This is a genomic window from Agrobacterium leguminum (assembly GCF_015704895.1).
GTDB classification, from domain to species: domain Bacteria; phylum Pseudomonadota; class Alphaproteobacteria; order Rhizobiales; family Rhizobiaceae; genus Agrobacterium; species Agrobacterium leguminum.
This window is the reverse complement of record NZ_JADQWB010000015.1, coordinates 64,811-86,927: the sequence shown is the minus strand read 5'-3', so window position 1 is coordinate 86,927 and position 22,117 is coordinate 64,811. Positions and strand designations below refer to the sequence as shown.

The 22,117-nt window shown below is 60.3% G+C and carries 18 protein-coding genes; 10 read left to right on the top strand and 8 right to left on the bottom strand.

Features of this window, described 5'->3' with window-relative positions:
- Positions 1-33 precede the first annotated feature (33 nt).
- The 4 genes from I3J13_RS19520 (at position 34) to I3J13_RS19505 (ending at position 4,102) form a co-directional block, all read left to right on the top strand.
- Positions 34-1,359: an LLM class flavin-dependent oxidoreductase gene (locus I3J13_RS19520; protein ID WP_196379874.1), complete on the top strand. Its 1,326-nt coding sequence runs from the start codon at positions 34-36 to the stop codon at positions 1,357-1,359.
- Positions 1,360-1,512: 153 nt separating this feature from the next.
- Positions 1,513-2,508: an aliphatic sulfonate ABC transporter substrate-binding protein gene (locus tag I3J13_RS19515; protein ID WP_196379873.1), complete on the top strand. Its 996-nt coding sequence runs from the start codon at positions 1,513-1,515 to the stop codon at positions 2,506-2,508.
- Positions 2,505-3,374, top strand: a complete 870-nt coding sequence (locus tag I3J13_RS19510; protein WP_196379872.1) for an ABC transporter permease — start codon at positions 2,505-2,507, stop codon at positions 3,372-3,374. The genes I3J13_RS19515 and I3J13_RS19510 overlap by 4 nt, the downstream gene beginning before the upstream one ends.
- Positions 3,371-4,102 (top strand): ABC transporter ATP-binding protein, encoded by a 732-nt coding sequence (locus tag I3J13_RS19505; RefSeq protein ID WP_196379871.1) that lies wholly within the window; start codon positions 3,371-3,373, stop codon positions 4,100-4,102. Before I3J13_RS19510 ends, I3J13_RS19505 begins: the two co-directional genes overlap by 4 nt.
- On the opposite strand, the gene I3J13_RS19500 is transcribed toward I3J13_RS19505, so the two are convergent.
- The gene (locus I3J13_RS19500) at positions 4,095-6,020 is read right to left on the bottom strand and encodes a helix-turn-helix domain-containing protein (RefSeq protein WP_196379870.1); all 1,926 of its coding nucleotides are present in this window, start codon (positions 6,018-6,020) and stop codon (positions 4,095-4,097) included. The two genes, I3J13_RS19505 and I3J13_RS19500, sit on opposite strands and share 8 nt — an antisense overlap.
- Positions 6,021-6,139: 119 nt before the next feature.
- Here I3J13_RS19500 and I3J13_RS19495 point away from each other — a divergent pair, with 119 nt between their 5' ends.
- Together I3J13_RS19495 and I3J13_RS19490 are read left to right on the top strand one after the other, a co-directional pair.
- Positions 6,140-7,363: an MFS transporter gene (locus I3J13_RS19495; RefSeq protein ID WP_196379869.1), complete on the top strand. Its 1,224-nt coding sequence runs from the start codon at positions 6,140-6,142 to the stop codon at positions 7,361-7,363.
- 9 nt (positions 7,364-7,372) lie between these two features.
- The gene (locus tag I3J13_RS19490; protein WP_196379868.1) at positions 7,373-8,764 is read left to right on the top strand and encodes an amidohydrolase; all 1,392 of its coding nucleotides are present in this window, start codon (positions 7,373-7,375) and stop codon (positions 8,762-8,764) included.
- A gap of 27 nt (positions 8,765-8,791) precedes the next feature.
- On the opposite strand, the gene I3J13_RS19485 is transcribed toward I3J13_RS19490, so the two are convergent.
- The 7 genes from I3J13_RS19485 to I3J13_RS19455 all read right to left on the bottom strand — a co-directional run bounded on the left by I3J13_RS19485 (position 8,792) and on the right by I3J13_RS19455 (position 17,038).
- Complete coding sequence (locus I3J13_RS19485; RefSeq protein WP_059757170.1) at positions 8,792-9,619, bottom strand: carbohydrate ABC transporter permease; 828 nt, start codon at positions 9,617-9,619, stop codon at positions 8,792-8,794.
- Positions 9,616-10,500, bottom strand: a complete 885-nt coding sequence (locus I3J13_RS19480) for a carbohydrate ABC transporter permease (RefSeq protein WP_196379867.1) — start codon at positions 10,498-10,500, stop codon at positions 9,616-9,618. The genes I3J13_RS19485 and I3J13_RS19480 overlap by 4 nt, the downstream gene beginning before the upstream one ends.
- A 68-nt stretch (positions 10,501-10,568) precedes the next feature.
- Positions 10,569-11,843: an extracellular solute-binding protein gene (locus tag I3J13_RS19475; protein ID WP_196379866.1), complete on the bottom strand. Its 1,275-nt coding sequence runs from the start codon at positions 11,841-11,843 to the stop codon at positions 10,569-10,571.
- Between the two features lie 73 nt (positions 11,844-11,916).
- Entirely contained in the window at positions 11,917-12,990 is a 1,074-nt protein-coding gene (locus tag I3J13_RS19470; protein WP_196379865.1) for an ABC transporter ATP-binding protein, read from the bottom strand.
- Between the two features lie 7 nt (positions 12,991-12,997).
- Positions 12,998-14,509, bottom strand: a complete 1,512-nt coding sequence (arfA, locus tag I3J13_RS19465) for an arabinosylfuranosidase ArfA (protein WP_196379864.1) — start codon at positions 14,507-14,509, stop codon at positions 12,998-13,000.
- A gap of 123 nt (positions 14,510-14,632) precedes the next feature.
- Positions 14,633-15,562 (bottom strand): ArsR/SmtB family transcription factor, encoded by a 930-nt coding sequence (locus I3J13_RS19460; protein WP_003520170.1) that lies wholly within the window; start codon positions 15,560-15,562, stop codon positions 14,633-14,635.
- Between the two features lie 183 nt (positions 15,563-15,745).
- Positions 15,746-17,038, bottom strand: coding sequence for an ABC transporter substrate-binding protein (locus I3J13_RS19455; RefSeq protein WP_035264369.1), 1,293 nt, complete (start codon positions 17,036-17,038; stop codon positions 15,746-15,748).
- Positions 17,039-17,150: 112 nt separating this feature from the next.
- Between I3J13_RS19455 and I3J13_RS19450 the strand changes: the two genes are divergently transcribed.
- Genes I3J13_RS19450 through I3J13_RS19435 form a run of 4 tightly spaced genes read left to right on the top strand, consistent with a single transcriptional unit; the run spans position 17,151 to position 21,871 of the window.
- Complete coding sequence (locus I3J13_RS19450; RefSeq protein ID WP_065656075.1) at positions 17,151-18,215, top strand: LacI family DNA-binding transcriptional regulator; 1,065 nt, start codon at positions 17,151-17,153, stop codon at positions 18,213-18,215.
- Positions 18,208-20,085, top strand: coding sequence for a DUF2264 domain-containing protein (locus tag I3J13_RS19445; protein ID WP_196379863.1), 1,878 nt, complete (start codon positions 18,208-18,210; stop codon positions 20,083-20,085). Before I3J13_RS19450 ends, I3J13_RS19445 begins: the two co-directional genes overlap by 8 nt.
- Positions 20,082-21,098: a hydroxyacid dehydrogenase gene (locus I3J13_RS19440; RefSeq protein WP_196379862.1), complete on the top strand. Its 1,017-nt coding sequence runs from the start codon at positions 20,082-20,084 to the stop codon at positions 21,096-21,098. The genes I3J13_RS19445 and I3J13_RS19440 overlap by 4 nt, the downstream gene beginning before the upstream one ends.
- Complete coding sequence (locus tag I3J13_RS19435; RefSeq protein ID WP_196379861.1) at positions 21,095-21,871, top strand: sugar phosphate isomerase/epimerase family protein; 777 nt, start codon at positions 21,095-21,097, stop codon at positions 21,869-21,871. The genes I3J13_RS19440 and I3J13_RS19435 overlap by 4 nt, the downstream gene beginning before the upstream one ends.
- The last annotated feature ends 246 nt before the right edge of the window (positions 21,872-22,117 follow it).

Genomic DNA, 22,117 nt, shown 5'->3' with positions numbered 1-22,117 from the left:
CGCAAGCCAAAACATCGATGAAAGTGAAGCCCAATGGCAAATGATCGCAAACTGCATCTCGGCGCCTTCATGCGGCCCGTCAGTCTCCACACGGGTGCATGGCGTTATCCGGGCGCCTTCCCGGATGCGAATTTCAATTTCGCCCATCTGGCGCGCTTTGCACAGCAGCTCGAGGCCGCGAAGTTCGATGCATTCTTCATGGCAGATCATCTGGCGGTGCTGAACATGCCCACCGAGGCGCTGCGCCGCAGCCACACCGTCACCTCCTTCGAGCCCTTCACCCTGCTTTCGGCCCTCGCCGCCGTCACCTCCCGCATCGGGCTGGTCGCCACCGCCTCCACCACATTCGACGAGCCCTATCACGTCGCCCGGCGTTTCGCCTCGCTCGATCACCTCAGCAACGGTCGCGCCGGCTGGAACATCGTCACCACGTCAAATCCAGACGCCGCCCGGAACTTCGGCCGCGAGGAACAGCCGGATCATGCCGAGCGCTATGGCCGCGCGCGGGAATTTTACGATGTCGTCACCGGTCTCTGGGACTCTTTTTCGGATGACGCCTTTATCCGGGATGTCGATAGCGGGCTGTTCTTCGATCCCGACAAGATGCATGTGCTGGACCACAAGGGACCGGAGTTTTCCGTGCGCGGACCGCTCAACATCGCGCGCCCCGTGCAGGGTTGGCCCGTCATCGTGCAGGCCGGAGCTTCCGAGCCGGGCCGCCAGCTTGCCGCCGAGACGGCAGAGGTGGTTTTTGCCGCAACACCCACGCTTGCGGCGGGCAAGGCTTTTTATAAGGACGTCAAGGACAGGACTGTCGCGGCGGGCCGTTCACGCGACGGAATTGTCATCCTGCCGGGCGCTTTCGTTCTCGTCGGCGACAGCGTCGAAGAGGCCAAGGCCAAACGCGCCCGGCTCGACAGTCTCGTCCATTATGACAGCGCAATCGCCTCGCTTTCGATTGCGCTCGGCCACGATGTTTCCGGCTTCGATCCGGATGGCCCCCTGCCTGATATTCCGGAAACGAACGCTAGCAAATCCAGCCGTGAAAGGGTGATCGAGCTTGCCCGAAGCGAGGGCCTGACGGTGCGCCAGCTTGCCCAGCGGCTGGGCGGTTATGCGGGTCTTGCCTTCGTCGGCACGCCAAAGACCATCGCTGACGAGATGGAGCAATGGCTCCACGAGGAGGGTTCGGATGGTTTCAACGTCACCTTCCCTTTCCTGCCTGCCGGCCTCGATGACTTCACGACGCAGGTGGTGCCGGAACTGCAAAAGCGCGGGCTGTTCCGCAAGGACTATGAGGGGCCGACATTGCGCGACCATCTCGGCCTGCAACGACCGGCCAATCGTTTTTTCAGCTGAATAAAGCGCCGTCGCGCCGATTGCGCTCCCGGTAGGGAGATTTTCCACGCCGGTCGCAAAGTTTGGCATGAGGTTCCAGAAGGGCGGATTGACCTCAAAAACACCCGCCCATACCCTTTAAATACACAAAATACATAAATTAGGTGAATTAATATGAAGGCTGAACATTCCCGCCGCCAGATCCTCAAACTCGGCATTGCCGGCGCTCTTGCCGCGCCGCTTGCCACGGGCAAGGCACTGGCCCAGAGTTCCCCGGAATTTCCTGCCGAGCTGAAGCTGGACTGGGGATTTTACTCCTCCCATACGCTGCTGATAAAGAACAAGGGCTGGCTCGAGGAGGCTTTCAAGGATGTCGGCACGAAGATCACCTGGGTACAATCCCGCGGCAGCAACAATTCGCTCGAATTCCTGAAGGTCGGCTCGACGGATTTTGCCGGCTCGGCCGCACTTTCCGCCTTTCTCGCCCGCGCCAACGGCGTGCCGCTGAAGGTGATCTATGTGGCGAGCTGGGGCGGTTCGTCAATCATTCAGGTGCGCCCGGATTCACCCATCAAAACCGTCGCCGATCTCAAGGGCAAGACCATTGCGGTCACCAAAGGCACCGCGCCCTATTTCACCCTCGTCCGCGCGCTTGACCAGAACAAGCTGTCCATCGACGACCTCAAGGTCGTGAACCTGCAACATCCGGAAGGGTTCAACGCGCTTCAGCAGGGTCAGGTGGATGCCTGGGTCGGCATCGATCCGCACACGTCCCAGGCCGAGCTTGCCGGCGACCGGGCGATTTTCGACGAGCGCAGCTGGCGCGACGGCAGCGTCTTCAGCGTCTCCGAGGAGTTTCTGGCCAAATACCCGAAAGCGGTCGACAGACTCCTCGGCGTCTGGGTGCAGACGCAGAAATGGATTCGTGAAAACAAAAGCGAATTCATCGATTTCGTCACGCAGGTCACCGGCAACGATCCCAAGATCACCCGGCTGACAATCGAGAAGCGCGACTGGAACAATCCCGTTCCGGGCGAGGAATTGCTGAACTCGATCCGCATCGTCACGCCGCTTCTGGGTGACGACGTCCTGCGCCCCGGCGTCAATGTCGACAATGTCCTGTCCTCGCTGAGCGATCCGGCACCGGCGAAAAAGGCGCTTGGCGCATGAATTCCCATCCGCGCGAATTCCAGCGCGTGAAACAGACTGCGGGACAATTCCCTTCCCGATTGCCGCCTGTGCAAAGGGTGGGGAATTTCCTTGGCCGTTTCGACCTGCGCGGCGCAATCGTGCCCGTCGGATCGCTGTTGCTGCTTGAGCTTTTCGTTCGCCTCGGCTGGGTCAGCCCCTATGTGCTGCCGCCGCCTTCCGAACTTTACGACACGTTCCTGCGGCTTGCGGAAGGTCCCCTGTGGACGAATGTTGCGGCTAGTACCGCCCGCGTCTTCGTCGGCTTCGTCATCGGTTCCCTGCTCGCCATCGTCGTCGGTTCGCTCGTCGGTCTGGTGATTGCCGCCGAACGTTATCTCGAGTCGACGTTTCAGGCGCTGCGGGCAGTCCCGAGCCTTGCATGGGTGCCGCTGCTGATGATCTGGTTCGGCATCGGCGAAACCTCAAAAATCGTGCTGATCGCCAAAAGCGCGTTTTTCCCAGTCTATCTCAACCTCTTTTCCGGCATCCGAAATGTCGATCGCAAGCTGGTGGAGGTGGGCGAGATGTATCGCCAGCCGCTGCCCGTGCTGGTGTGGCGAATTTTCATTCCCGCCTCCCTGCCACATCTCTTCACCGGCCTGCGTTATGGGCTGTCGCTCGCCTGGCTGAGCGTCGTCGCGGCCGAACTTCTGGCCGCCTCGGAAGGTATCGGCTACATGCTCTCCGACGGGCGGGAGCTTTCGCGGCCCGATCTCGTCATGATCGCCATCATCTGCCTTGCGGTGCTGGGCAAGATTTCCGACAGCCTCTTCAAGATCGTCGAAGACCGCTGCCTGCGCTGGCGCGACACCTATCCGCTTCAGCAGGGAGGACGCCTGCGATGAGTTTGCTCGATGTCGATGTGCGCGAAAAGGCTTTCGGCGATACGGTGGTCCTTCAGGATATCCAGCTCACGCTAGGCGATGGCGAGGCGGCGGTTCTTCTCGGCCCCAGCGGCTGCGGCAAGAGCACGTTGCTGCGCATCGCCGCCGGCCTCGACCGGCGTTTTTCAGGCACGGTCAGGGTTCAGCAGGACGAGGAGCAGGCATCGAACTCACCGCCCATCGCATTCGTCTTTCAGGAACCCCGCCTGATGCCCTGGCTGACGGTTGCCGAAAACATCGGTTATGCGGCCGGCAGGAAATATGATGTCGGGCGCGTGGAAAGGCTGATCGACGATGTCGGTTTGAGTGGCCATGGCGGGGCGCTGCCGAAGGCTCTTTCGGGCGGCATGGCGCAACGTGTGGCGATCGCAAGGGCGCTCTATACCGAGCCGCGCATTCTGCTGCTCGATGAACCCTTCAGCGCGGTGGATGCTTTCACACGGATGAAATTGCAGGACCTGGTGCTGAAGCTCGTCGAACAGCGCGGCATCTCCTTCCTGCTGGTCACCCACGATATCGACGAAGCGCTCTATCTCGGCGACCGGATTTACATGATGGGCGCCCATGACGGCCGTATCCAGCAGCGGATAGAGGTGGACGCACCGCGCCCGCGCGACCGGCGGTCTCCGCAGCTCGCAAACCTCAAGAACGAGGTGCTGACCGCCCTGCACAATGCCCACGTCATCTGACGGCTGCGGTTTCACCCGAATAATCGGCGTGAAGCTGGCAGGCGAGGCTGAGCAGCGTAAAATCGGCCGCATCGGCAAGCCTGCGGCCGGTCAGCGTCTCCACGCGTTGCAGCCGCTGATAAAGCGTGTTGGAATGAATATTCAGCGCCTGCGCCGTGCGGGCGACGGACTTCCCCTCCTGAATGTAACGCGAAAGCGTTTCATGCAGGGTGCGATGTTTGGGATCGCGCAGCAGCGGTGCGAGAATCTGCCGCGTGAATTCAAGAATATCCTGCCGCGCCCTGCCCTCCAGCAATAGCTCCACCCCCATGTCGCGGTGGCGCAAAAGCCCCGATTGGCCGCGTCGCAGCAAAGCCTCGCTTGCCTGCGCAGCCAGATCGCGCGCGGCAAGATGGCCTTCGTTCGCATCGTAGATCTCGCTCGCGCCGATGCAGATGGCCTCTTTGCCGGCAATCTCGGCAACCGCCCGCAGGTTTCGCTCAAGTGCTGCGGCGGTGGAGGCGGAAACCAGCATGACGATCTGCTCGTCCTCGTGAAAAATGAGGGAATTCGACGCCGTCATTGCCTGCTGCAAATCGGATTGGGACTTGTAGAGGGATAGCTGCGGATTGGCCGAAACATCGCGCCTCGGCCCCCGCGCCACAAACACCTGATGGTAACGATCAAGCCGAAAGCCCTGATGGCTGCGACGGCCATCGGGATCGACGCCGGCGGCCAGTGCCTCGAAATGCGCTTTCCTGCGGGCATTCAGCACATCCATCCGCGACATGTCGTGCACGAAATCCAGCGCCACGAATGTCGCCAATGTGCCGAAAAGCACCTGATGGAAACCGGCATCGCCCGAGGCCCTGAAATGAAACTGGCCGACCGGGGCCTCCGCGACTTCCACCGTCTGCCGCAGCGTTTCACCGTCTTCCGTCCAGCCGGCGGAGCGATAGTCGAGACCAAGTACATTCTCGAAGCGGAAATCGACACGAAAAAGCCCGGCAACGGCATGAAGCTGCTCCGTCATGCCGCTGCCCGCCGCGAAGATGCGCAACAGCGCCTCATGCAATGCGACGGCACGGTCCAGTTCGGCATTCTTGCGGGCAAGGTCGCTGCGCATCTGCTCCAGCCGGCGCGAGGTGGCGACGGCGTTCTGATAGGCGAGCGAGCGCTGATAGGCGACCGCGATCTGTGTCGCCAGCGATTCCAGAACAGTCCTGTCGAAGACCGAAAAGGCGCCGTCGCTGGAAAAACACAGCGTCGTCAATGTGCCCAGACGTTTGCCCTCCGCCATGACGGGGACACAGAGCAGGGCATTCGCAATCTCCGACCGCTCCATGAAAGACTGGCTTTCGGGACGCATGACGCGGTGGGCGGCGATGATGTTCTGCCGGCCATTGTGAATGGCCGGCCGACCGGTGGCGAAAACTTCGCCCGAAACGGACTCGTTCGGTTGGACGCGATAATGGGTATAGTCGTCGGGCAATCCCTCATGCGAGACCGGAATGAGAAAACCGCTCTCCTCGTCGAACAGGCGAAAGACCCCGGCATCGCAATGGGGCAGCACGTTCATCACTTCGCGAAGGACGTTATGCACGATCTCCTTTTCATCCAGCGAATTGATGACCGCCGAATTCACCGAAGCCAGCATTTCGAAGGTTCTCGCCTGAAGGCCGATGACCGCTTCGTGTACAGCCTGAAGAATTCGGCCCACGACCTTCTCGCCGTCACCGTCGTGGATCTCAAACTCCGTCCGCTTGGCGGTATAATAGGAATGATCGACCGAAAGATGCCGATTTCCTTCTTTTATTTCAACGATATGGGAGATTCCGTCCGACAATTCCGGGCCGTCGGCATCGATGGTTCTGAGCTGAACGGCCTGCGATTGCACCATTTCACGCAGGATGGGATGCGCATGGAGATCGATTTTCAAGCGCAAAGACTCCTGTGCTAATGCACATTAAATTTCAGATTTTTATGGCGCTTTCAACATATGAATTTTTCGTGACGGTGACACAAACTTAAAAATCAAAAATAATGGGAACCGCTAAAATGCTTTCTGCGATAAAACGCCGCCATATTATCATTGGAATGCTGTTCGTCTGCTGGGTCGTCGGCTTTCTGGACAAGACCGCAATCAACTATGCGATCATTCCGATCAGCGAGGAATTCGGCCTTGGCACCGATCATCAGGGCATGATCATCAGCGCCTTTTTCCTCGCCTATTCGATGACACAACTGGTTGGCGGCTATCTTGTCGATCGCTTCGGTTCGCGCCGGGTATTGAGTTCGGCGGTGGCCGTCTGGTCGTTCGGCACGGTCGCCTCCGGCGTCGTCACCAGTGCGGTTGGACTGGCCGCCGCGCGGGCGATCACGGGTTCGGGGGAAGCGATTTTCCCGGCCGGGGGATCGGTCGCGATCACCGAGAATTTCGAGAAAACCCAGATGGCCCGCGCCAAATCGGTGCTGCAATCGGGCGCCTCCGTCGGCTTCGCGCTCGGCGCCATCGTCATCACCACGCTGATTTCGTTCTATAGCTGGCGCATCATGTTCTTCGTTCTGGGTTCGGTCGGCGTCATTCTGTCGATTGCGCTCTACACCGTTATGAAGCCGCGCTCGCAGACGCTGGCGGCACGAGACGCCGGCCCCAGGGTTTCGGAAAAGCAGCGCATCGCCGGATTGCTGAAAAATACGCTGACCTGGAAGATCGCCTCGGTCTATTTCTTCACCAACATCGTCTTCTGGGGCCTGCAATCCTGGCTGCCCTCCTACTGGGTGAAGGTCAAGGGCATGAGCATGGTGGAAATGGGCGCGTATTCCATGATCCCGCCAGCACTTGGTTTTGTCTCCTTCCTCATCTGCGGCTGGCTGCTGGACCGCTTTTTCCACCAGAAGGAAAAATACCTCATCTGCATCGGCTCTGCCGTGTCGGCGATCTTCATCTATCTGATGGCGAACGCGCAATCCATTCCGCTGGCCTTTGCCTATCTGTCGGTTTCGAACGTGTTTCTCAACGCCATCTCGATCAGCGTCTTCGTCAGCATCATGAAACACTTTCCGCAGAATTCGATCGGCACGGCCACCGGCCTCATCAATTCGCTGGCGCAGCTTGGCTCGTTCGCCTCGCCCATGCTCATCGGCGCCGTGCTTTCCGCCACGGGACAGAATTACGGAATCGCCTTTGCGGTGATCGTCGGCTGCGCCGTGATCGTCTGCGCCATCGCTGCCACCTTCCCTGCCATTCACGACAACAAAACCGTCGAACAGACCGCCTGAAGGAAGACCATGACTTATATCGACATCATCGAGCGCACCGTCGCCACCCATGCGGATAATCTGAAATCCGTGGCGGATGCCATCTGGTCCTTCGCCGAAATCCGTTACGAGGAAACAAAATCGGCGGCCCTGCTGGCGGACGAGCTGGAAAAAGCGGGCTTCGCCGTCACCCGCAATGCCGGCAATATCGAAACCGCCTTCGTCGCCAGCTATGGCGAAGGCCACCCCGTCGTGGCCATTCTCGGCGAGTTCGATGCCCTGACCGGTCTTAGCCAGGAAAGTGGTGTCGCCAGCCACACGCCGATCACCGAGGGTGGAAACGGCCATGGCTGCGGCCATAATCTTCTCGGCACCGGCGCGCTTGCGGCAATCCTCGCGCTCAAGGCCTGCAAGGACGAACTGAAGCTTGAAGGCACGATCCGCTATTACGGCTGCCCGGCCGAAGAAGGCGGCGGCGGCAAGGCCTATATGGCCCGCGAAGGCCTGTTTGCCGATGTGGACGTCGCCTTCACCTGGCATCCATGGGACGAAAACCTCGCTTACAATGCGCGCATGCTGGCCACCAACCAGCTCTATTTCACCTTTCGCGGCACCAGCGCCCATGCCGGGTTCGAGCCGCATCTTGGACGCTCGGCGCTCGATGCGGTCGAACTGACCAATGTTGGCTGTAACTACCTGCGCGAGCACATCATTCAGGACGGCCGCATCCACTATGCCATCACCGACACGGGCGGACGGGCGCCCAATGTGGTGCAGTCGCAGGCGCAGGTGCTCTACAAGGTTCGGGCGCCCAGAATGGATCAGGTCCGCGACATCACCGAGCGCGTCAAGGATGTCGCGCGCGGCGCGGCGCTGATGACTGGAACCGAGCTGCAGATCACCTTCGACGCGGCATCGGCCGATCTCGTGCCGAATGTGACGCTCGCCCGGATGATGCATCGGGAATTCGAAAAGATCGGCGTTGCCGCCTTTTCCAACAGCGAGAAGGACTTTGCCGGATCCATTCAGAAGACCTTCTCGGCCGAAGTGCAGACCCGCATCGCCAGACGCGGCAAGATCCTTTCGGAAGACCTGAACGGTTTTCAGGAAGAGCCAACCTTCCTGCATGGTTCAACCGATGTCGGCGATGTCAGCTGGCTGGTGCCGACCGGTCAGGTCTATGTGGCGACAGAGGCCTATGGCACACCGCCCCACACCTGGCAGATGGTGGCGCAGGGAACCTCCGGTTACGCCCACAAGGGGATGTTGCAGGCCGGCAAGGTCATGGCCGCCTCCGCCGTGCAGGCCATGCTCGATCCGGCAATGATCGCCGCGGCGAAAGCCGAGCATCGCGAGCAGTTGAACGGCGAAAGCTATGTGCCGCTGATACCGGCGGATGCGATGCCGCAGCGCCTGCGCTGAGGCGGAGGAGCGGCGTTTTAGCCGCCCTCAGCCCTTCACACCCGACGAAATCATGATCGCCTCCGTCACGCGCCGCTGGAAGATGACATAGGCGATGATGACCGGCAGGGCCGCCAGCATGGCGACAGCCATCAGCCGCGCATAGGCGACACCGAAAGCATCGTTGACCTGGGTGATGCCGACCGGGATCGTCATCATGTTTTCGGAGGTGACCACGAGGAAGGGCCAGAAGAAGGCGTTCCATACCGTAATGAAGGTCACGATCGCCATGGCGGTCGTGATGCCCCAGTTAAGCGGCAGATAGACCCGGAACAGGATCGTGTATTCGCCGCCGCCATCCAGCACCACGGCTTCGCGCATCTCCTTCGGCACGCTGTCGAAAAACTGCTTGTAGACGATGATGACGATGGGCGTGATCAACTGCGGCAGGATGATGCCCGCCCAGGTGTTGATGAGGTTGAGGTTCTTCATCAGGATGAACTGGGTGACGACCAGCGTTTGCGCCGGCACCATGAAGCTCGCCAGCACGATGCCATAAAGCAGACGCCTGCCGGGAAAGCGTATCTGCGACAGCGCATAGGCGCAGAGCATGGAAATGAACAGCACCGAGATCGTGACGATGACGGCCGTGCCGATGGAGTTCACATACCAGGTCATCAGCCGGGTATTGAATATCGCATTGAAATAAGCGCCGAGGCGGAACTCGTCCGGCAAAAGCGACATGTTGCCGGCAACGTTCTCATCGGCGCGAAGCGAGGTGACGAAGCTCCAGTAGAGCGGAAAAATCCAGACGAGGGCCGCCGAAAAAGTCAGCAGCGTCAGAACGAGGTTCTCGAATTTTCTCATCGGGCTCATGAATTCCTCCGGATGCGCAGCAGCTGGAACTGGAAAACGGAAACGATGACGATCAGCAGGAAAAGCACCGTCGCCACGGCAGACGCATAACCGCCATTGTTCATCTGGAAGGCCTCGCGGTAGACCTTGAGGAGCAGCACGAAGCTGGAATTGAACGGCCCGCCGCCGCTTAAGAGGTAGATCTGGTCGAATATCTTCAGTTGCAGGATCAGTTGCAGCGTCAGCACCAGCGCCGTGACCGGCCACAGAAGGGGCCAGGTGACGCGGCGGAAGCGCTGCCAGGTCGTCGCACCGTCCAGAGCCGCAGCCTCATAAAGCTCGGCCGGTATGTTCCGCAATCCGGCAATGAAGAGCAGCACATTGAATCCGTTCGTCCACCAGATGGTGACGACGGCGACCATCGGCATGACCCAGTAGGGGTTCTTGAAAACGGCGACGGGTTTGCCCGCCAGCAGCGATATGACCGGCTGGAGAATGCCGAACTGCAGATCGAGCATCCACGCCCAGATTTCGGTGACGACCGAAACCGGCAGCACATAGGGCAGGAAAAACAGGCTCATGGCAATCGTCTGCTTCACGCCCGAGAGGCGGCTGACGGCGAGCGCGATCATCAGGGCGATGACGGTCGTGGGCACGACGGTCAGAAGCACGAAATAGCCGTTGTTCTTGAGCGAGGTGACGAACAGGCGGTCGCTCAGCAGTTTCGCGTAATTCTCCAGGCCGACCCAGTTTCCCTCACCGATCAGCGGCGCGTCAGTGAAGCTGATGCGCACCATCTCTATCAGCGGATAAAGAAAGAAGGTGGTGAAGACCAGAACGAACGGCGTCACCATCGACAGCGCGATCAGCGATTTCTTGCGCCGGTTTTCAATCATAGCCATGGAATGTCTCCGGGAGCTTGCGCATTGCACTCTGCCCTCCGGCTTCAAACCGGAGGGCAGGCTGCCGATTACCTGAGCTTGCCCTGCAGCTCATCCTTGATCTGTTCCACGGCGTCGGTGCTGCTCATGAAGCCCTGAATGGCGGGGGCAATGACGTTGAGAGCGGCATCATAGGCGGGCGAAGCGACCCCGGTTATGGTGGTCTTCGGATCGAACACCGCCGCTTCCGCCAGCGAGGCATAGGTGGCATTCGGCTGCATCGCCCTGTATTCGCTGCTTTCGGTGATGGATTTGTAAGCCGGAATATGCCCGGCATCGGCCCAGCTGATGGCGTGTTTCTCCATCCAGCCGATCACCTTCATCACCGCAGCGCGTTTTTCGCCGGAGACCGTTTTGTCACCTTCATTCGGAATGGCGAAAGCATGGGAATCCGCCCAGGTGGCGCGCTTGCCCATCAGGGGCGGTACTTCCACCGCACTCCATTTGAAGCCGAGCTTGCCGTTCTTTTCCAGATCCTTGTAGGTCGGAACTTCCCAGACGCCGTTTAGCTGGAACGCGGATTTGCCGGCGGAGAAGAGCGCCACCGAGGCTTCATATTCCGCCTGTTCCGGGGCCCAGCCGTTTTCCCGCCATCTGGACAGGGTCTCGATGGCTTTTGCCGCCTTTTCGGCATTGTCGCCGGCGAGAACCTCCTTTTCGGTGACGAGTTCGCCGCCCTGTTGCGACAGCAGCGTATAAAAGACGCGCCACACCCCGCCTTCGCCACCCGATTGATAGGTGATCGGCGTCTGGACGCCATTGTCCTTCGCCCAGGCCAGCGCCTTCTCGAAATCCTCGATCGTCTCGATGCCGGTCAGCTTGCCCTCGGCATCGAGATAGGGCGAGCCTTTCAGAAGATCGGCATTGTAATAAAGGACAAGCGCATGGATATCGAACGGCACGGCGTAGAGTTTGCCGTTCTGGGTGGCCGCATCCACGGGTGCGCTGAAGAAGTCTCCGGTCTTCAGCCCCGCATCCTCGAGATCCTTTTCGGTGATTTCGCTCAGCACTTTTTCTTCAAGGCCGAGCGGCGCGCGTGACAGGTGATAGGTCATGATATCCGGCCCCTCACCCACCGCGGAGGCCGTGCGCACCTTGGTATAAAAGGGCACGCCCCATTCGAGCGTCGTTCCCTTGACCTGGATGTCGGGGTGTTCCTTGTTGAAGGCATCGATCAACGCCTTCATGCGCACGCCGTCACCGCCCGACAGAAAGTCCCACCAGACGATATCCTGCTTCGCGAGAGCCGGCAGGGCGCTGAGACCCAGAGCCGCACCAACAAGCAATGTCTTGATCAATCGCATCGTTCACTCCTCCCGTTTGATAGAACATCCCGTTGAGGGATGGTTTGCTGTTTCGAAAGACGCCTCCTCGCGCCTATCGCAACCGTCTGCCATCATCGTCGAAGACAAGGACATGGTCGGGCGAGGCGGTAAGCGATACCGACCGGCCATCCAGCCTTTCCCGCGTGCCCTGCCGCTGCACGATGATTTCCTTCCCGGATCCGGTGCGGGTATAGAGGTAGGAAAGATCGCCAAGCTCCTCCGCGACCTCGACGACGACCGGCAGGGCGCCCTCTTCCGCAATCGTCAGATGCTCCGGCCGAATTCCGATCTCGACCCGCTGGCCGGGGGAAACGGACTGGGCAAGCCGGGCCATGAGATGCCCTGCCGCGCCCTCGGGCGCGAGCGTCACGATGCCATCCGCCTGGGAGACGATATCGGCCCGCAGGAAGTTCATCGCGGGCGATCCGATAAACCCGGCCACGAAACGATTGTCCGGATCGTCGTAAAGGGTAAGCGGCGCCCCCGCCTGCTGCACGATGCCGCCCTTCAGAACGAAAATCCTGTCCGCAAGCGTCATGGCCTCCACCTGGTCATGCGTGACATAGATCATCGTCGCGCCCAGCTTGCGGTGAAGCCGGGTCAGTTCCAGCCGCATCTGCACACGCAGTTCGGCGTCCAGATTGGACAGCGGCTCATCGAACAGGAAGACCTTCGGCTGCCGCACGATGGCGCGGCCGATGGCCACGCGCTGCCTCTGGCCGCCGGAAAGCTGCGAGGGCCGTTTGTGCAGATGCTCCTCAAGCTGGAGGATGCGCGCGGCCTCGCCCACCCTCTCCGTCACCTCCGCCTTCGGCCGGCGGGCAAGACGCAGGCTGAACGCCATGTTCTCGAACACCGTCAAATGCGGATAGAGCGCATAGTTCTGGAACACCATCGCAACGCCGCGATCCGCCGGTTCGACCGCGGTGACATCACGCTCATCGATGGCGATGCGCCCGCCGCTGGTTTCCTCAAGGCCGGCGATCATGCGCAACAGGGTGGATTTTCCGCAGCCGGAAGGCCCCACGAAGACCGCGAAGCTGCCGGCTGGAATTTCCATAGAAACATCCCGGATCGCCGCGAAGGATCCGAAGGACTTGGCGACATTGTTGAGACGGACACCCATGGCCGCCTCACTGAACCTTCAGCCGCAGCACATGATAGGACAGCGCAGGCACCGAACCCTTCAGTGCCCCGTCCTCCACGGCGACGCCGCTGCCCGGCACCGGCACGACGCGATCCGGCTGATCCGGGCCGTTGCCGAGGCGCAGATCGTATCCCGCCATGGCAAGATGCAGGCTGAGAGTGGCGGATGAATAGCCGGTGAGGCTGACATCGATCTCTGCCGCTTCTGTCAGATGGCGGTTGAGCACGAAAAGTGTCACGACGCCTTCCGCTTCGTCATAAACACCGGCAACATCGAGATATTTGACGTCGTCGGCCGCGTTGCAATCGTAAGTCGGGCAATCGACGGCGACGTTCAGCGCGACGCCACGGCCATAAAGCGAAGCGAACTGATAGGGATAATAGATCGTCTGCCGCCAGGCCGGTCCATTCTTTTCCGCCCGGATGGGGGCGATGACATTGACGAGCTGGGCGATGCAGGCGATGCGCACGCGGTCCGAACGGCGGATGAACTCGTTGAGCAGACCGGCGACAAAAAGCGCATCTTCGAAGTTGTATGTCTCTTCCAGAAGTGCCGGCGCTTCCGGCCAGTCCCAGCTCTTGATGCGTTTGCCGTCTTCTTCGCGGATATGATACCAGACGTTCCATTCGTCGAAGCAGATGGAAACCTCGTTTTTGGCGCGCTTTTTGGCCTTCACGTAATCGATGACCCCGGCAATCGTCTGGATATAGCGCCCGGTTTCCTCGATCTTGCCGAAATAATTCAGCGTGTCGCGGCTGTTATTGCCGAAATATTTGTGTAGCGAGATGTGGTCGACATTCTCATAGCATTCCTCCAGCACCTCGCGCTCCCATTCGGGATAGGTCGGCATGCCGTCATTGGAACTGCCGCAGACAATCGCTTCAATCGTCGGATCGAAACCCTTGAAGGCCTTCGCGGTTTCATTGGCCAGACGGCCATATTCCACCGCCGTCTTGTGACCGATCTGCCAGGGACCGTCCATCTCGTTGCCGAGGCACCACATTTTCACACCGTGGGGCTTTTCCGCGCCGTGGCTGCGGCGCAGATCGCTGAGCGTGGTGCCACCCGGAAAATTCACATATTCGAGGAAATTGCGGGCATCATCCAGACCACGGGAACCGAGATTGACGGCGAGCATCATCTCGATGCCGGCCATCTGCGCCCAGTCGGCGAATTCGTTGATACCGATCTGGTTGGTTTCCTTGGAGCGCCATGCGAGATCGAGACGGATAGGGCGCTGGTCGCGCGGCCCAATGCCGTCTTCCCAGCGATAGGCCGAAACGAAGTTGCCGCCGGGATAACGGATGGCGGGAATTTTCAGATCCTGCACGAATTTCAGAACGTCCCTGCGGAAGCCGTTCGCGTCCGCCCGCGGATGGCCGGGCTCATAGATGCCGCCATAAATGGCACGCCCCATATGTTCGATGAAGGCGGAATAAAGACGATCGTCGATACGCCCAATCCGGAAGTCCCGGTGGACTGAAACCCGCGCTTTCATAAGGCTCTCCTCCCCTGCGCATTTATATCTAAAAATATGATATAAACCATATTTGATAATATAGTTGCCGAGGGAATCCGCGCCTGTCAACCGCGAAAATCATACTTTTGAAAATTGGCTGGATCAGCCTGCGGTGCGCAGGCGCAGAACGATGTCCTGATCGTAATTCCCGAAGCCGCGGCCAAATATATTCAGCCCGCCCGGATGTTTTGCATCGGCCTTGACCTCGATGCGCAAGCGGATGGAACGGTGGCTCGTCAGATCGATATCCGCCAGCGTCACATCCGAAATCCGGGTTCCGTCGACATAGGTTCCCTGCGCGGTGATGCGCCAGGTCTTGAGCATGCCATATTGGGAACCGGAGAGCTTCCACCAGTCCGGCGTAAACGCACCGCGCTTGTCGCCGAAGTCGCCGGGCGAGGTCCAGACCCCGATTTCCCGGCCGTTGACGGATAGCGTAATATCGGAAGGCCAGTTGCTGTGCGTTCCCGGCACTTCGGAGCTGACCTCCATCGAAAACTCGATTTCCTCGACTTCCCGCCCTTGAATCTTGGCGTTATTGGGAAATTGATATTCCACGAAGCCGGAGGTCAACCACAACAGCGCCGCCTTCATGCGGTCCGGATCCATGAATGTATCGGGCACATCGAGCAGGCCGATGATGCCCTCCGGCGAGCAGATGCCGCAGGGCGCGGTTACCGAACTTTGGGTATAAAGACCGAGCGGCATGGCGACCGCGATGTAATTTGATGCGACCGGTGCCTCGGGTTTGCGGAAGGAAACAATGAGTTCGTCGCAGGTGGCGAAGCATATTTTCTGGTTGCCCTTGCGCGCCTTGCGCGTTTCGGTTCGCAGCAGCCCCGCCTCCTCGAGAACGGCCACGCCGGCGGAAACGGTGGACTGGGGAAGCTCCAGCCTCTGCGCAATTTCGTTGACGTTGAGGCCGCTCGCCTCATGCAGCAGCTTCAATATCTGCACGCGGATCAACGAGGCCGCCGCTTTCAGGACATCGAATTCTTTTTCAGCATCAACGAGGAGGAAATTGGGCGCCATATTCTAATCTTCAGATTTATCGATCCAGATCAGAATTTCTGGCTTAAATGCCATGCACTTGTCCAGTGCTGTTTGTCATGCAGGCGCTTTTGAAAGGCATGAAGCGCCATTCACCCCTGACACTTCACAAAAAAGAGCACCGCCACACGGTCTCGACGCCGCGTGGCGGTGCCCGTTTCGTCGTCAGCCGCGCTTGCGCAGGGTCCGCGTGCCGGTGTCGACGAGGTTTTGCGCCGCTTCATCCACACTGGCGCGGCCGAAGGCGAGCGAATCGGCAATGGGGCGCATCACGCCACGGTCGAACTCGTTAGCGCCGATCGGCGCGGGTTCCGGATAGGTATCGAGCTTGCCCGACAGGCTTTCGATATAATCCACCGTCTTGCGCTCGGTCTCGTTGAGACTTGGCAACAGGGCCTCGCGCACGACCTTGGCCGGCGGCACGCCACGCTCGACGCCGAGCACCTTGCCGGCTTCCAGATCGTTGACGAAGAAATTGATGAATTTCGCCGCCGCTTCCGCATTGGTCGAGGTGGACGAAATGGACCAGATGAGGCCCGGCCGGTAATAATGCCCGGTCGGCTTGCCCGGCCCCTCGCCCGGCAGCATGCCGATGGACAGCGTTTGCTTGTTGAGTTTCTGATAACCGACAAGCTGGTTGGAATAAGCAAAACCGATGGCCGAATTGCCGAGCGTCAGGGCGTTGGATTCGATGGTATTGTCGTCACGCGTCTGGATATCGGCGGAAACGCAGAGCTTGTTCTCGCGCAGGTCCTCCCAATAGGCGAACCATTCCTTCGCATCTTCCTTGTTGAAGCCGATGGTGCCGTCCTGAAACAGCAGCTTGCCGCGCTGGCGCAGCCAGACATCGAAAACATAATGATAACGCGCGCCATAGGGCACCGCCCAGTAGTTCCGTTTTGCCGGACCGTTCTTCTTGAAATCGCGCGCCAGTTCCGAGAGCGCCTTCCAGGTGATCTGGTCCTGCGGCACGGAAACGCCGGCTTCCTTCAGCGTGTCGGCGTCATACATCATGCAGAAGGAATTCAGCCCAAGGCCGACGCCGTAAAGCTTGCCGTCGATGCGGCAGAGATCGACCTCGCTTTTGCCGAAGGTGGAAAGATCGAGCGACTTGCCGACGAACTGGTCCAGCTCCATGCAGGCGCCACGGCCGGAATAATCGGCAATGGTGGAAGGTTCGAGCTGGAAGATATCGGCGACGTTGCGCCCCGCCATCGATGTCGCAAGCTTGGTCCAATAGTCGGAACCGGCGATCATTTCGCCGCTGATTTCCGTCTGCGGGTTAGCCTTCTGGTAAAGGGCGATCACGTCGTTGGTGCGCTTGCTGCGGTCGGCCGATCCCCACCATACGCAGCGAAGCCGGGTCTCAGCCGCGGCCGCGCGAAAACCTCCCGCCGCCACGCCGAGACCGGCCAGCGCCGCCGTCACCAAAAATCCACGTCTGTCGATAGTTTGCATCTGCTCCTCCCGCGTTTTGCAAATTTTTCACTGACTACTTAAATTCTTGCAAATTTTCTTTGTTTGCAATATTTGCATCATATTAGATTTTTTTGCAAGCGCAGGAGACGATATGAACGATACGCCCGACATCAGCCGCCCGCGCCAGTCGGATATCGCCCAGCGCGCCGGCGTTTCCATCAGCACCGTCTCGCGCGTTCTTGCGGGAGAGAAAGGTATCAGCGCGTCGATCCAGACCAAGGTTCTGGGGGTGGCGGCGGAGCTTGGCTATCCGTTGCGACCGGTCGCAAACCAGACCGGCGGCGTCCCGCTGGAGGGCAAGAAAATCCTCGCACTCATGTCCGCCGAAAGGGCGACCGGCGATATCGGCGCTTTTTATCACGATATTTTCGACATGCTGCGCAGCCTTGCCCAAACGGACGGTTTCGAACTCGATATCCGGCTTTTGCACCAGAAACAGGTGGATGACGCGCTGACCCAGCGGGTCTGCGAGGTGGACGGCCTTCTCGCCATCGGCCTCGATCCCGAGGATGAAATCATCCACCGCATCACGCAGGGTGTGCTGCAACCGGTTCTGGTCAACAGCGCCGACCCCTCGATGATGCTGGACTGCGTCTCGCCTTCCAATTTTTACGGCGGCGCGCTGGCGGCGCGGCGGCTGCTGGAACTCGGTCACCGCAAGGTCGCCTATATCGGCCCGCATCATCGCCACACCATCAGGGAACGTATGCGCGGCTTTCGCCACACGATCCTCGAGGAAGAGGGAACGACCTATGAGGAGTTCCTGCTTTCGACGGCGGATAGCGGCTTCGGACAGGCGGGCGATGCGGTTCGCCAGCTATTGGCCAAAAACCCTGAACTCACCGGCATTTTCTGCATGAATGACGCGATTGCGCTCGGCGCGCTGGGGGCGGCGCAGGAGCTTGGCCTCGCCGTGCCGGACGATCTTTCCATTATCGGCTTCGATGACCTGCCCTTTGCCGAGCTTTCCACGCCCCGTCTCAGCACGATCCGCGTCGACCGTCGAGAAATCGCCCGCGAGGCGGTGGAACTGATGCGCCGCCGGCTGACGGAACCCTCCGCCAATGCCCGTCAGGTGCAGCTTGGCGTGCAGCTGGTGGAAGGACAGACGGCCGGCAAGGCGAAAAAAACGGGAAAGGCGGCACGCGATGCATGACACCATGAGTAAGCCCACCATGGCCAGATTCAATCCGCTGCATGGCAATCCGCTCAAAAGCCGCGCCGATGTCCGACGAGCGCTCGACGACAGTTTTGCGCCGCTCCTTCCTTATTTTTCGCCGGGTGGCGCAAGAGTGACGCTGAGCGGCACCGCCGCGCATTTCGACCGGGCGGCGGCCGATCTTGAAGGTTTTGCCCGGCCGCTCTGGGGCATCGCACCGCTTGCGCTGAGCGGCGATCATTTCGACCACTGGCCGCTTCTGGCACGGGGAATAGCCAACGGCACCGATCCTTCCCATCCCGAATATTGGGGCGACGTGCGCCAAAGGGATCAGCGGCTGGTAGAGCTTGCAGCCCTCGGTTTCGCGCTGCGGCTTGCGCCGCAGCACCTGTGGGAACCGCTATCCGACGCACAGAAAGACAATGTGCGCCGCTATCTGCTGACGGCGCGCGAGCGCAATTACGCCGATAATAACTGGAAGTTCTTCCGGGTGATGGTCGACATGGCGCTGGATCATCTCGGTATCGATTTCGACCGCGGCCTGACAGAAACATTCCAGAAGGAACTGGACGAATTCTATATCGCCGACGGCTGGTATCGCGACGGTAATTACCGCCGCATCGACCATTACATCGCCTTCGCCATGCATTTTTACGGCCTGATCTACGCGAAACTCAGCAAGCCTGACGATGCCTACGCCGCACGCTACCGGGAGCGGGCGCGCCTTTTCGCCGGCGATTTCGCCAGCTGGTTCGATGAGGATGGCGGCACGCTCGCCTTCGGCCGCTCCATGACCTACCGCTTCGCCTGCGGCGGCTTCTGGGCGGGTCTCGCTTTTGCCGATGAGGAGGCGCTGCCCTGGGGCGAGATCAAGGGGCTTTATCTGCAACATCTGCGCTGGTGGGCGAAAAAGCCGATTACCGACCGCGACGGCGTGCTTTCCATCGGCTACGCCTATCCGCAGCTCACCATGTCGGAAAGCTATAATTCAGCGGGCTCGCCCTATTGGGCCTTCAAGGCCTTCCTGCCGCTCGCCCTGCCGGAAAGCCACCCCTTCTGGCAGGCGGAGGAAAGGCTGCCCGAAACATCCGTAAAACCAAAGGCGCTCATTCATCCCGGCATGGTGATGATGCGGACCAGCGGCAATGTCACGGCGCTTTCCAGCGGGCAGGAAAACCTTTCCATGCGCGGCGGGCCGGAGAAATATGCCAAATTCGCCTATTCCTCCCGTTACGGGTTCGGCGTCGAAGTGGACGAACGCGGTTTCAGGACCAACGGTTTCGACAATATGCTGGCCTTCTCCGAAGATGGCCTGCATTACCGCGTGCGCGAAACCAACGAGAAGGTTCTGCTGGCCGGGGAAAGCCTGCGGGCGACATGGAAGCCCTTCCCGGATGTGGCGGTTGAAACGACGCTGGTTGCGGCTGGCGGCTGGCATATCAGGCTGCACCGGATCACCTCTCCCCGCCCCCTTTCGGTGACCGAAGGCGGCTTCGCTATCAACCGCAACGACGGCGACCGCGATGTTGTGCGCGAAGAGACCGGCCGGGCGACCGCCGATTGCGGCACAGACATATCCGCCATCATCGATCTCGGTTCGAGCGTTACCCGCCACGGCGTGGCGCTGAAGGCGCTGCCCAACACCAATCTCGTCAACGCCAAGACCACGGTGCCGCAACTGCGGGGCGAGATTCCGGCGGGCGAAACCCTGCTTGCCTGCGCAGTCTTTGCCGGGGTGACCGGGCCAGAAAGCGAAACAGCGCTGTCGACGGTCCCAGCACTTCCGGATATGGAGGCGCTCGACCGCCTGTTTGCGGAACGGGGCGTTCCGGTCAGCAGCATGGCGGCAGCGGGAGAGCCGCAATGACGAGCCCGCTTCCGCGTCTCAGCCTCGCCATGGACCCGGAGCGAACCCAGCATGTGCTGACACCGCAGGCGCTCGAAAGGCTGTCGCAGAGCGTCGATATTCTCGACACGGGGCGGATCTGCGATTTCCACGCCGCTTCCGTGAAGGAGCAGCTGGCGCGGACGGACATTCTTCTGACCGGCTGGGGCTGTCCGGATATCGGCGCGCGGGAGCTGGCGCTGATGCCGCGCCTCAGGCTGATTTCCCATGCCGCCGGGACGGTCAAATATTTCCTGTCGCAAGCGGTGTTCGATCGTGGCGTTACCGTGTGCAGCGCGGCGGAGGCGAATGCGCAGCCGGTCGCCGAATTCTCGCTGGCGATGATCCTGCTGGCCGGCAAGCGCACCTTCGGCTTCCGACGCCTTTATCTGGAGCATCGCGACCGCGCCCCTGTCGAGCGATTGCAGGCGCAGGCCATCGGCAATCTCGGCCTGACGGTCGGCATCGTCGGCGCATCGCGCATCGGACGTCGCGTCATCAATCTGTTGCAGCCCTTCGATCTCAACCTCATCCTTTTCGATCCGCTTCTAAGCCCTGCGGAGGCGGAAAAGCTCGGCGTGCAGCTTGTGTCACTCGAGGAGCTGATGGCGGTGAGCGATGTCATTTCCCTGCACGCGCCCTCCCTGCCGCAGACGCGGCATATGATCGGCGCGGCAGCGCTTGCCCGCATGAAGGATGGCGCGACCCTGATCAATACGGCGCGCGGCGCGCTGGTGGATGAAGACGCACTTCTGGCCGAGCTGAAAACCGGACGCATCGAAGCCGTCATCGACGTGACCGACCCGGAAGTGCCACCGCCGGACTCACCCTTTTACAGCCTGCCGAACGTGTTCCTGACGCCGCATATCGCCGGCGCCACCGGGCTTGAACGCGCAAGGCTCGGCGACATGGCGATTGCCGAAATCGAACGCTTCTGCCGCGCGGCACCCCTGCAACAGCAGGTGCGGCCGGAACATCTGGAACTGATCGCATGAGATTTTTCGAGCCGGGCCTCTGCTCCGTCACCTTCCGCTCCCTGTCGCCACAGGCCGTCATCGAGCTTGCCGCCGCAAACGGCATCAGGTCCATCGAATGGGGTGCGGATATCCATGTACCGCCCGGCAACCTTGCCAATGCAAGGGATGTGGCGGCGCGGACGGCGCAAGCCGGCCTCTCCGTCTCCTCTTACGGCTCCTATATCTTTGCACCGGATTTTGCGCCGGAAGATGTGACCGCCGTGCTGGAAACCGCAAAGGCCCTCGGCACCGGCCATATCCGCATCTGGCCCGGCAGCCGCAAACGGCCATCTGCCGATTACTCCCCCGGCGAACGCCGCGCGGCAACGGAAGCGCTGGCGACAATCGCCCGCCAGGCGCACGACTATGGCATGACAATCGGTCTCGAATATCACCCCAACTCGCTGACGGACACCCTGCCCTCGGCCCTGCAACTCATGCAGGATTTGCCGATGCCCAACCTCTTTTTCTACTGGCAACCCGCCCCCGGCCTGCCGCTGCAGGACGCACTCGCGGAAATATCCGCACTCGGCCCACGCATCTGCCACCTGCATGTCTTCGCCTGGCTCGCCGACGCCAGCCGCCTGCCGCTTCACGAGCGCGCGGATTATTGGCGGGCGTGCGTGGATGCCTTGCCGGAAGGCGACTGGAAAAAACCGGCTTTCGCGATGCTCGAATTCGTCAAAGGTGACGATGCCGGACAGTTCGCGGAAGATGCGGTGATACTTGGAGAAATTTTTGATAAGTCATAATCTCGACCGATCAATGTCTACTCTTACCGGTTAACGGGAGAAGGTTATTATACCACGGGTCAAAAGCATTACAGCGAAACCTCATGGCTTGCTCACGATTGAATGGGGAGACGGCGGCCAGTCGTCTGCTGATCTGACAGGGTGGATCGCCACCGGTGGAGGATTACTGGCTCCACTACTATCGGAGGACATCTGGAAAACCGCGACAATTGCAGATTATGGTGCGAGCGTAAAATGGGATGGCCA

What these genes read in the sequence shown, in the direction of transcription:
- I3J13_RS19520 (WP_196379874.1), top strand. Translation starts at nt 34, where the DNA reads ATGGCAAATGATCGCAAACTGCATCTCGGCGCCTTCATGCGGCCCGTC.
- I3J13_RS19515 (WP_196379873.1), top strand. Translation starts at nt 1,513, where the DNA reads ATGAAGGCTGAACATTCCCGCCGCCAGATCCTCAAACTCGGCATTGCC.
- I3J13_RS19510 (WP_196379872.1), top strand. Translation starts at nt 2,505, where the DNA reads ATGAATTCCCATCCGCGCGAATTCCAGCGCGTGAAACAGACTGCGGGA.
- I3J13_RS19505 (WP_196379871.1), top strand. Translation starts at nt 3,371, where the DNA reads ATGAGTTTGCTCGATGTCGATGTGCGCGAAAAGGCTTTCGGCGATACG.
- I3J13_RS19495 (WP_196379869.1), top strand. Translation starts at nt 6,140, where the DNA reads ATGCTTTCTGCGATAAAACGCCGCCATATTATCATTGGAATGCTGTTC.
- I3J13_RS19490 (WP_196379868.1), top strand. Translation starts at nt 7,373, where the DNA reads ATGACTTATATCGACATCATCGAGCGCACCGTCGCCACCCATGCGGAT.
- I3J13_RS19485 (WP_059757170.1), bottom strand. Translation starts at nt 9,619, where the DNA reads ATGAGCCCGATGAGAAAATTCGAGAACCTCGTTCTGACGCTGCTGACT.
- I3J13_RS19480 (WP_196379867.1), bottom strand. Translation starts at nt 10,500, where the DNA reads ATGGCTATGATTGAAAACCGGCGCAAGAAATCGCTGATCGCGCTGTCG.
- I3J13_RS19475 (WP_196379866.1), bottom strand. Translation starts at nt 11,843, where the DNA reads ATGCGATTGATCAAGACATTGCTTGTTGGTGCGGCTCTGGGTCTCAGC.
- I3J13_RS19470 (WP_196379865.1), bottom strand. Translation starts at nt 12,990, where the DNA reads ATGGGTGTCCGTCTCAACAATGTCGCCAAGTCCTTCGGATCCTTCGCG.
- arfA (WP_196379864.1), bottom strand. Translation starts at nt 14,509, where the DNA reads ATGAAAGCGCGGGTTTCAGTCCACCGGGACTTCCGGATTGGGCGTATC.
- I3J13_RS19460 (WP_003520170.1), bottom strand. Translation starts at nt 15,562, where the DNA reads ATGGCGCCCAATTTCCTCCTCGTTGATGCTGAAAAAGAATTCGATGTC.
- I3J13_RS19455 (WP_035264369.1), bottom strand. Translation starts at nt 17,038, where the DNA reads ATGCAAACTATCGACAGACGTGGATTTTTGGTGACGGCGGCGCTGGCC.
- I3J13_RS19450 (WP_065656075.1), top strand. Translation starts at nt 17,151, where the DNA reads ATGAACGATACGCCCGACATCAGCCGCCCGCGCCAGTCGGATATCGCC.
- I3J13_RS19445 (WP_196379863.1), top strand. Translation starts at nt 18,208, where the DNA reads ATGCATGACACCATGAGTAAGCCCACCATGGCCAGATTCAATCCGCTG.
- I3J13_RS19440 (WP_196379862.1), top strand. Translation starts at nt 20,082, where the DNA reads ATGACGAGCCCGCTTCCGCGTCTCAGCCTCGCCATGGACCCGGAGCGA.
- I3J13_RS19435 (WP_196379861.1), top strand. Translation starts at nt 21,095, where the DNA reads ATGAGATTTTTCGAGCCGGGCCTCTGCTCCGTCACCTTCCGCTCCCTG.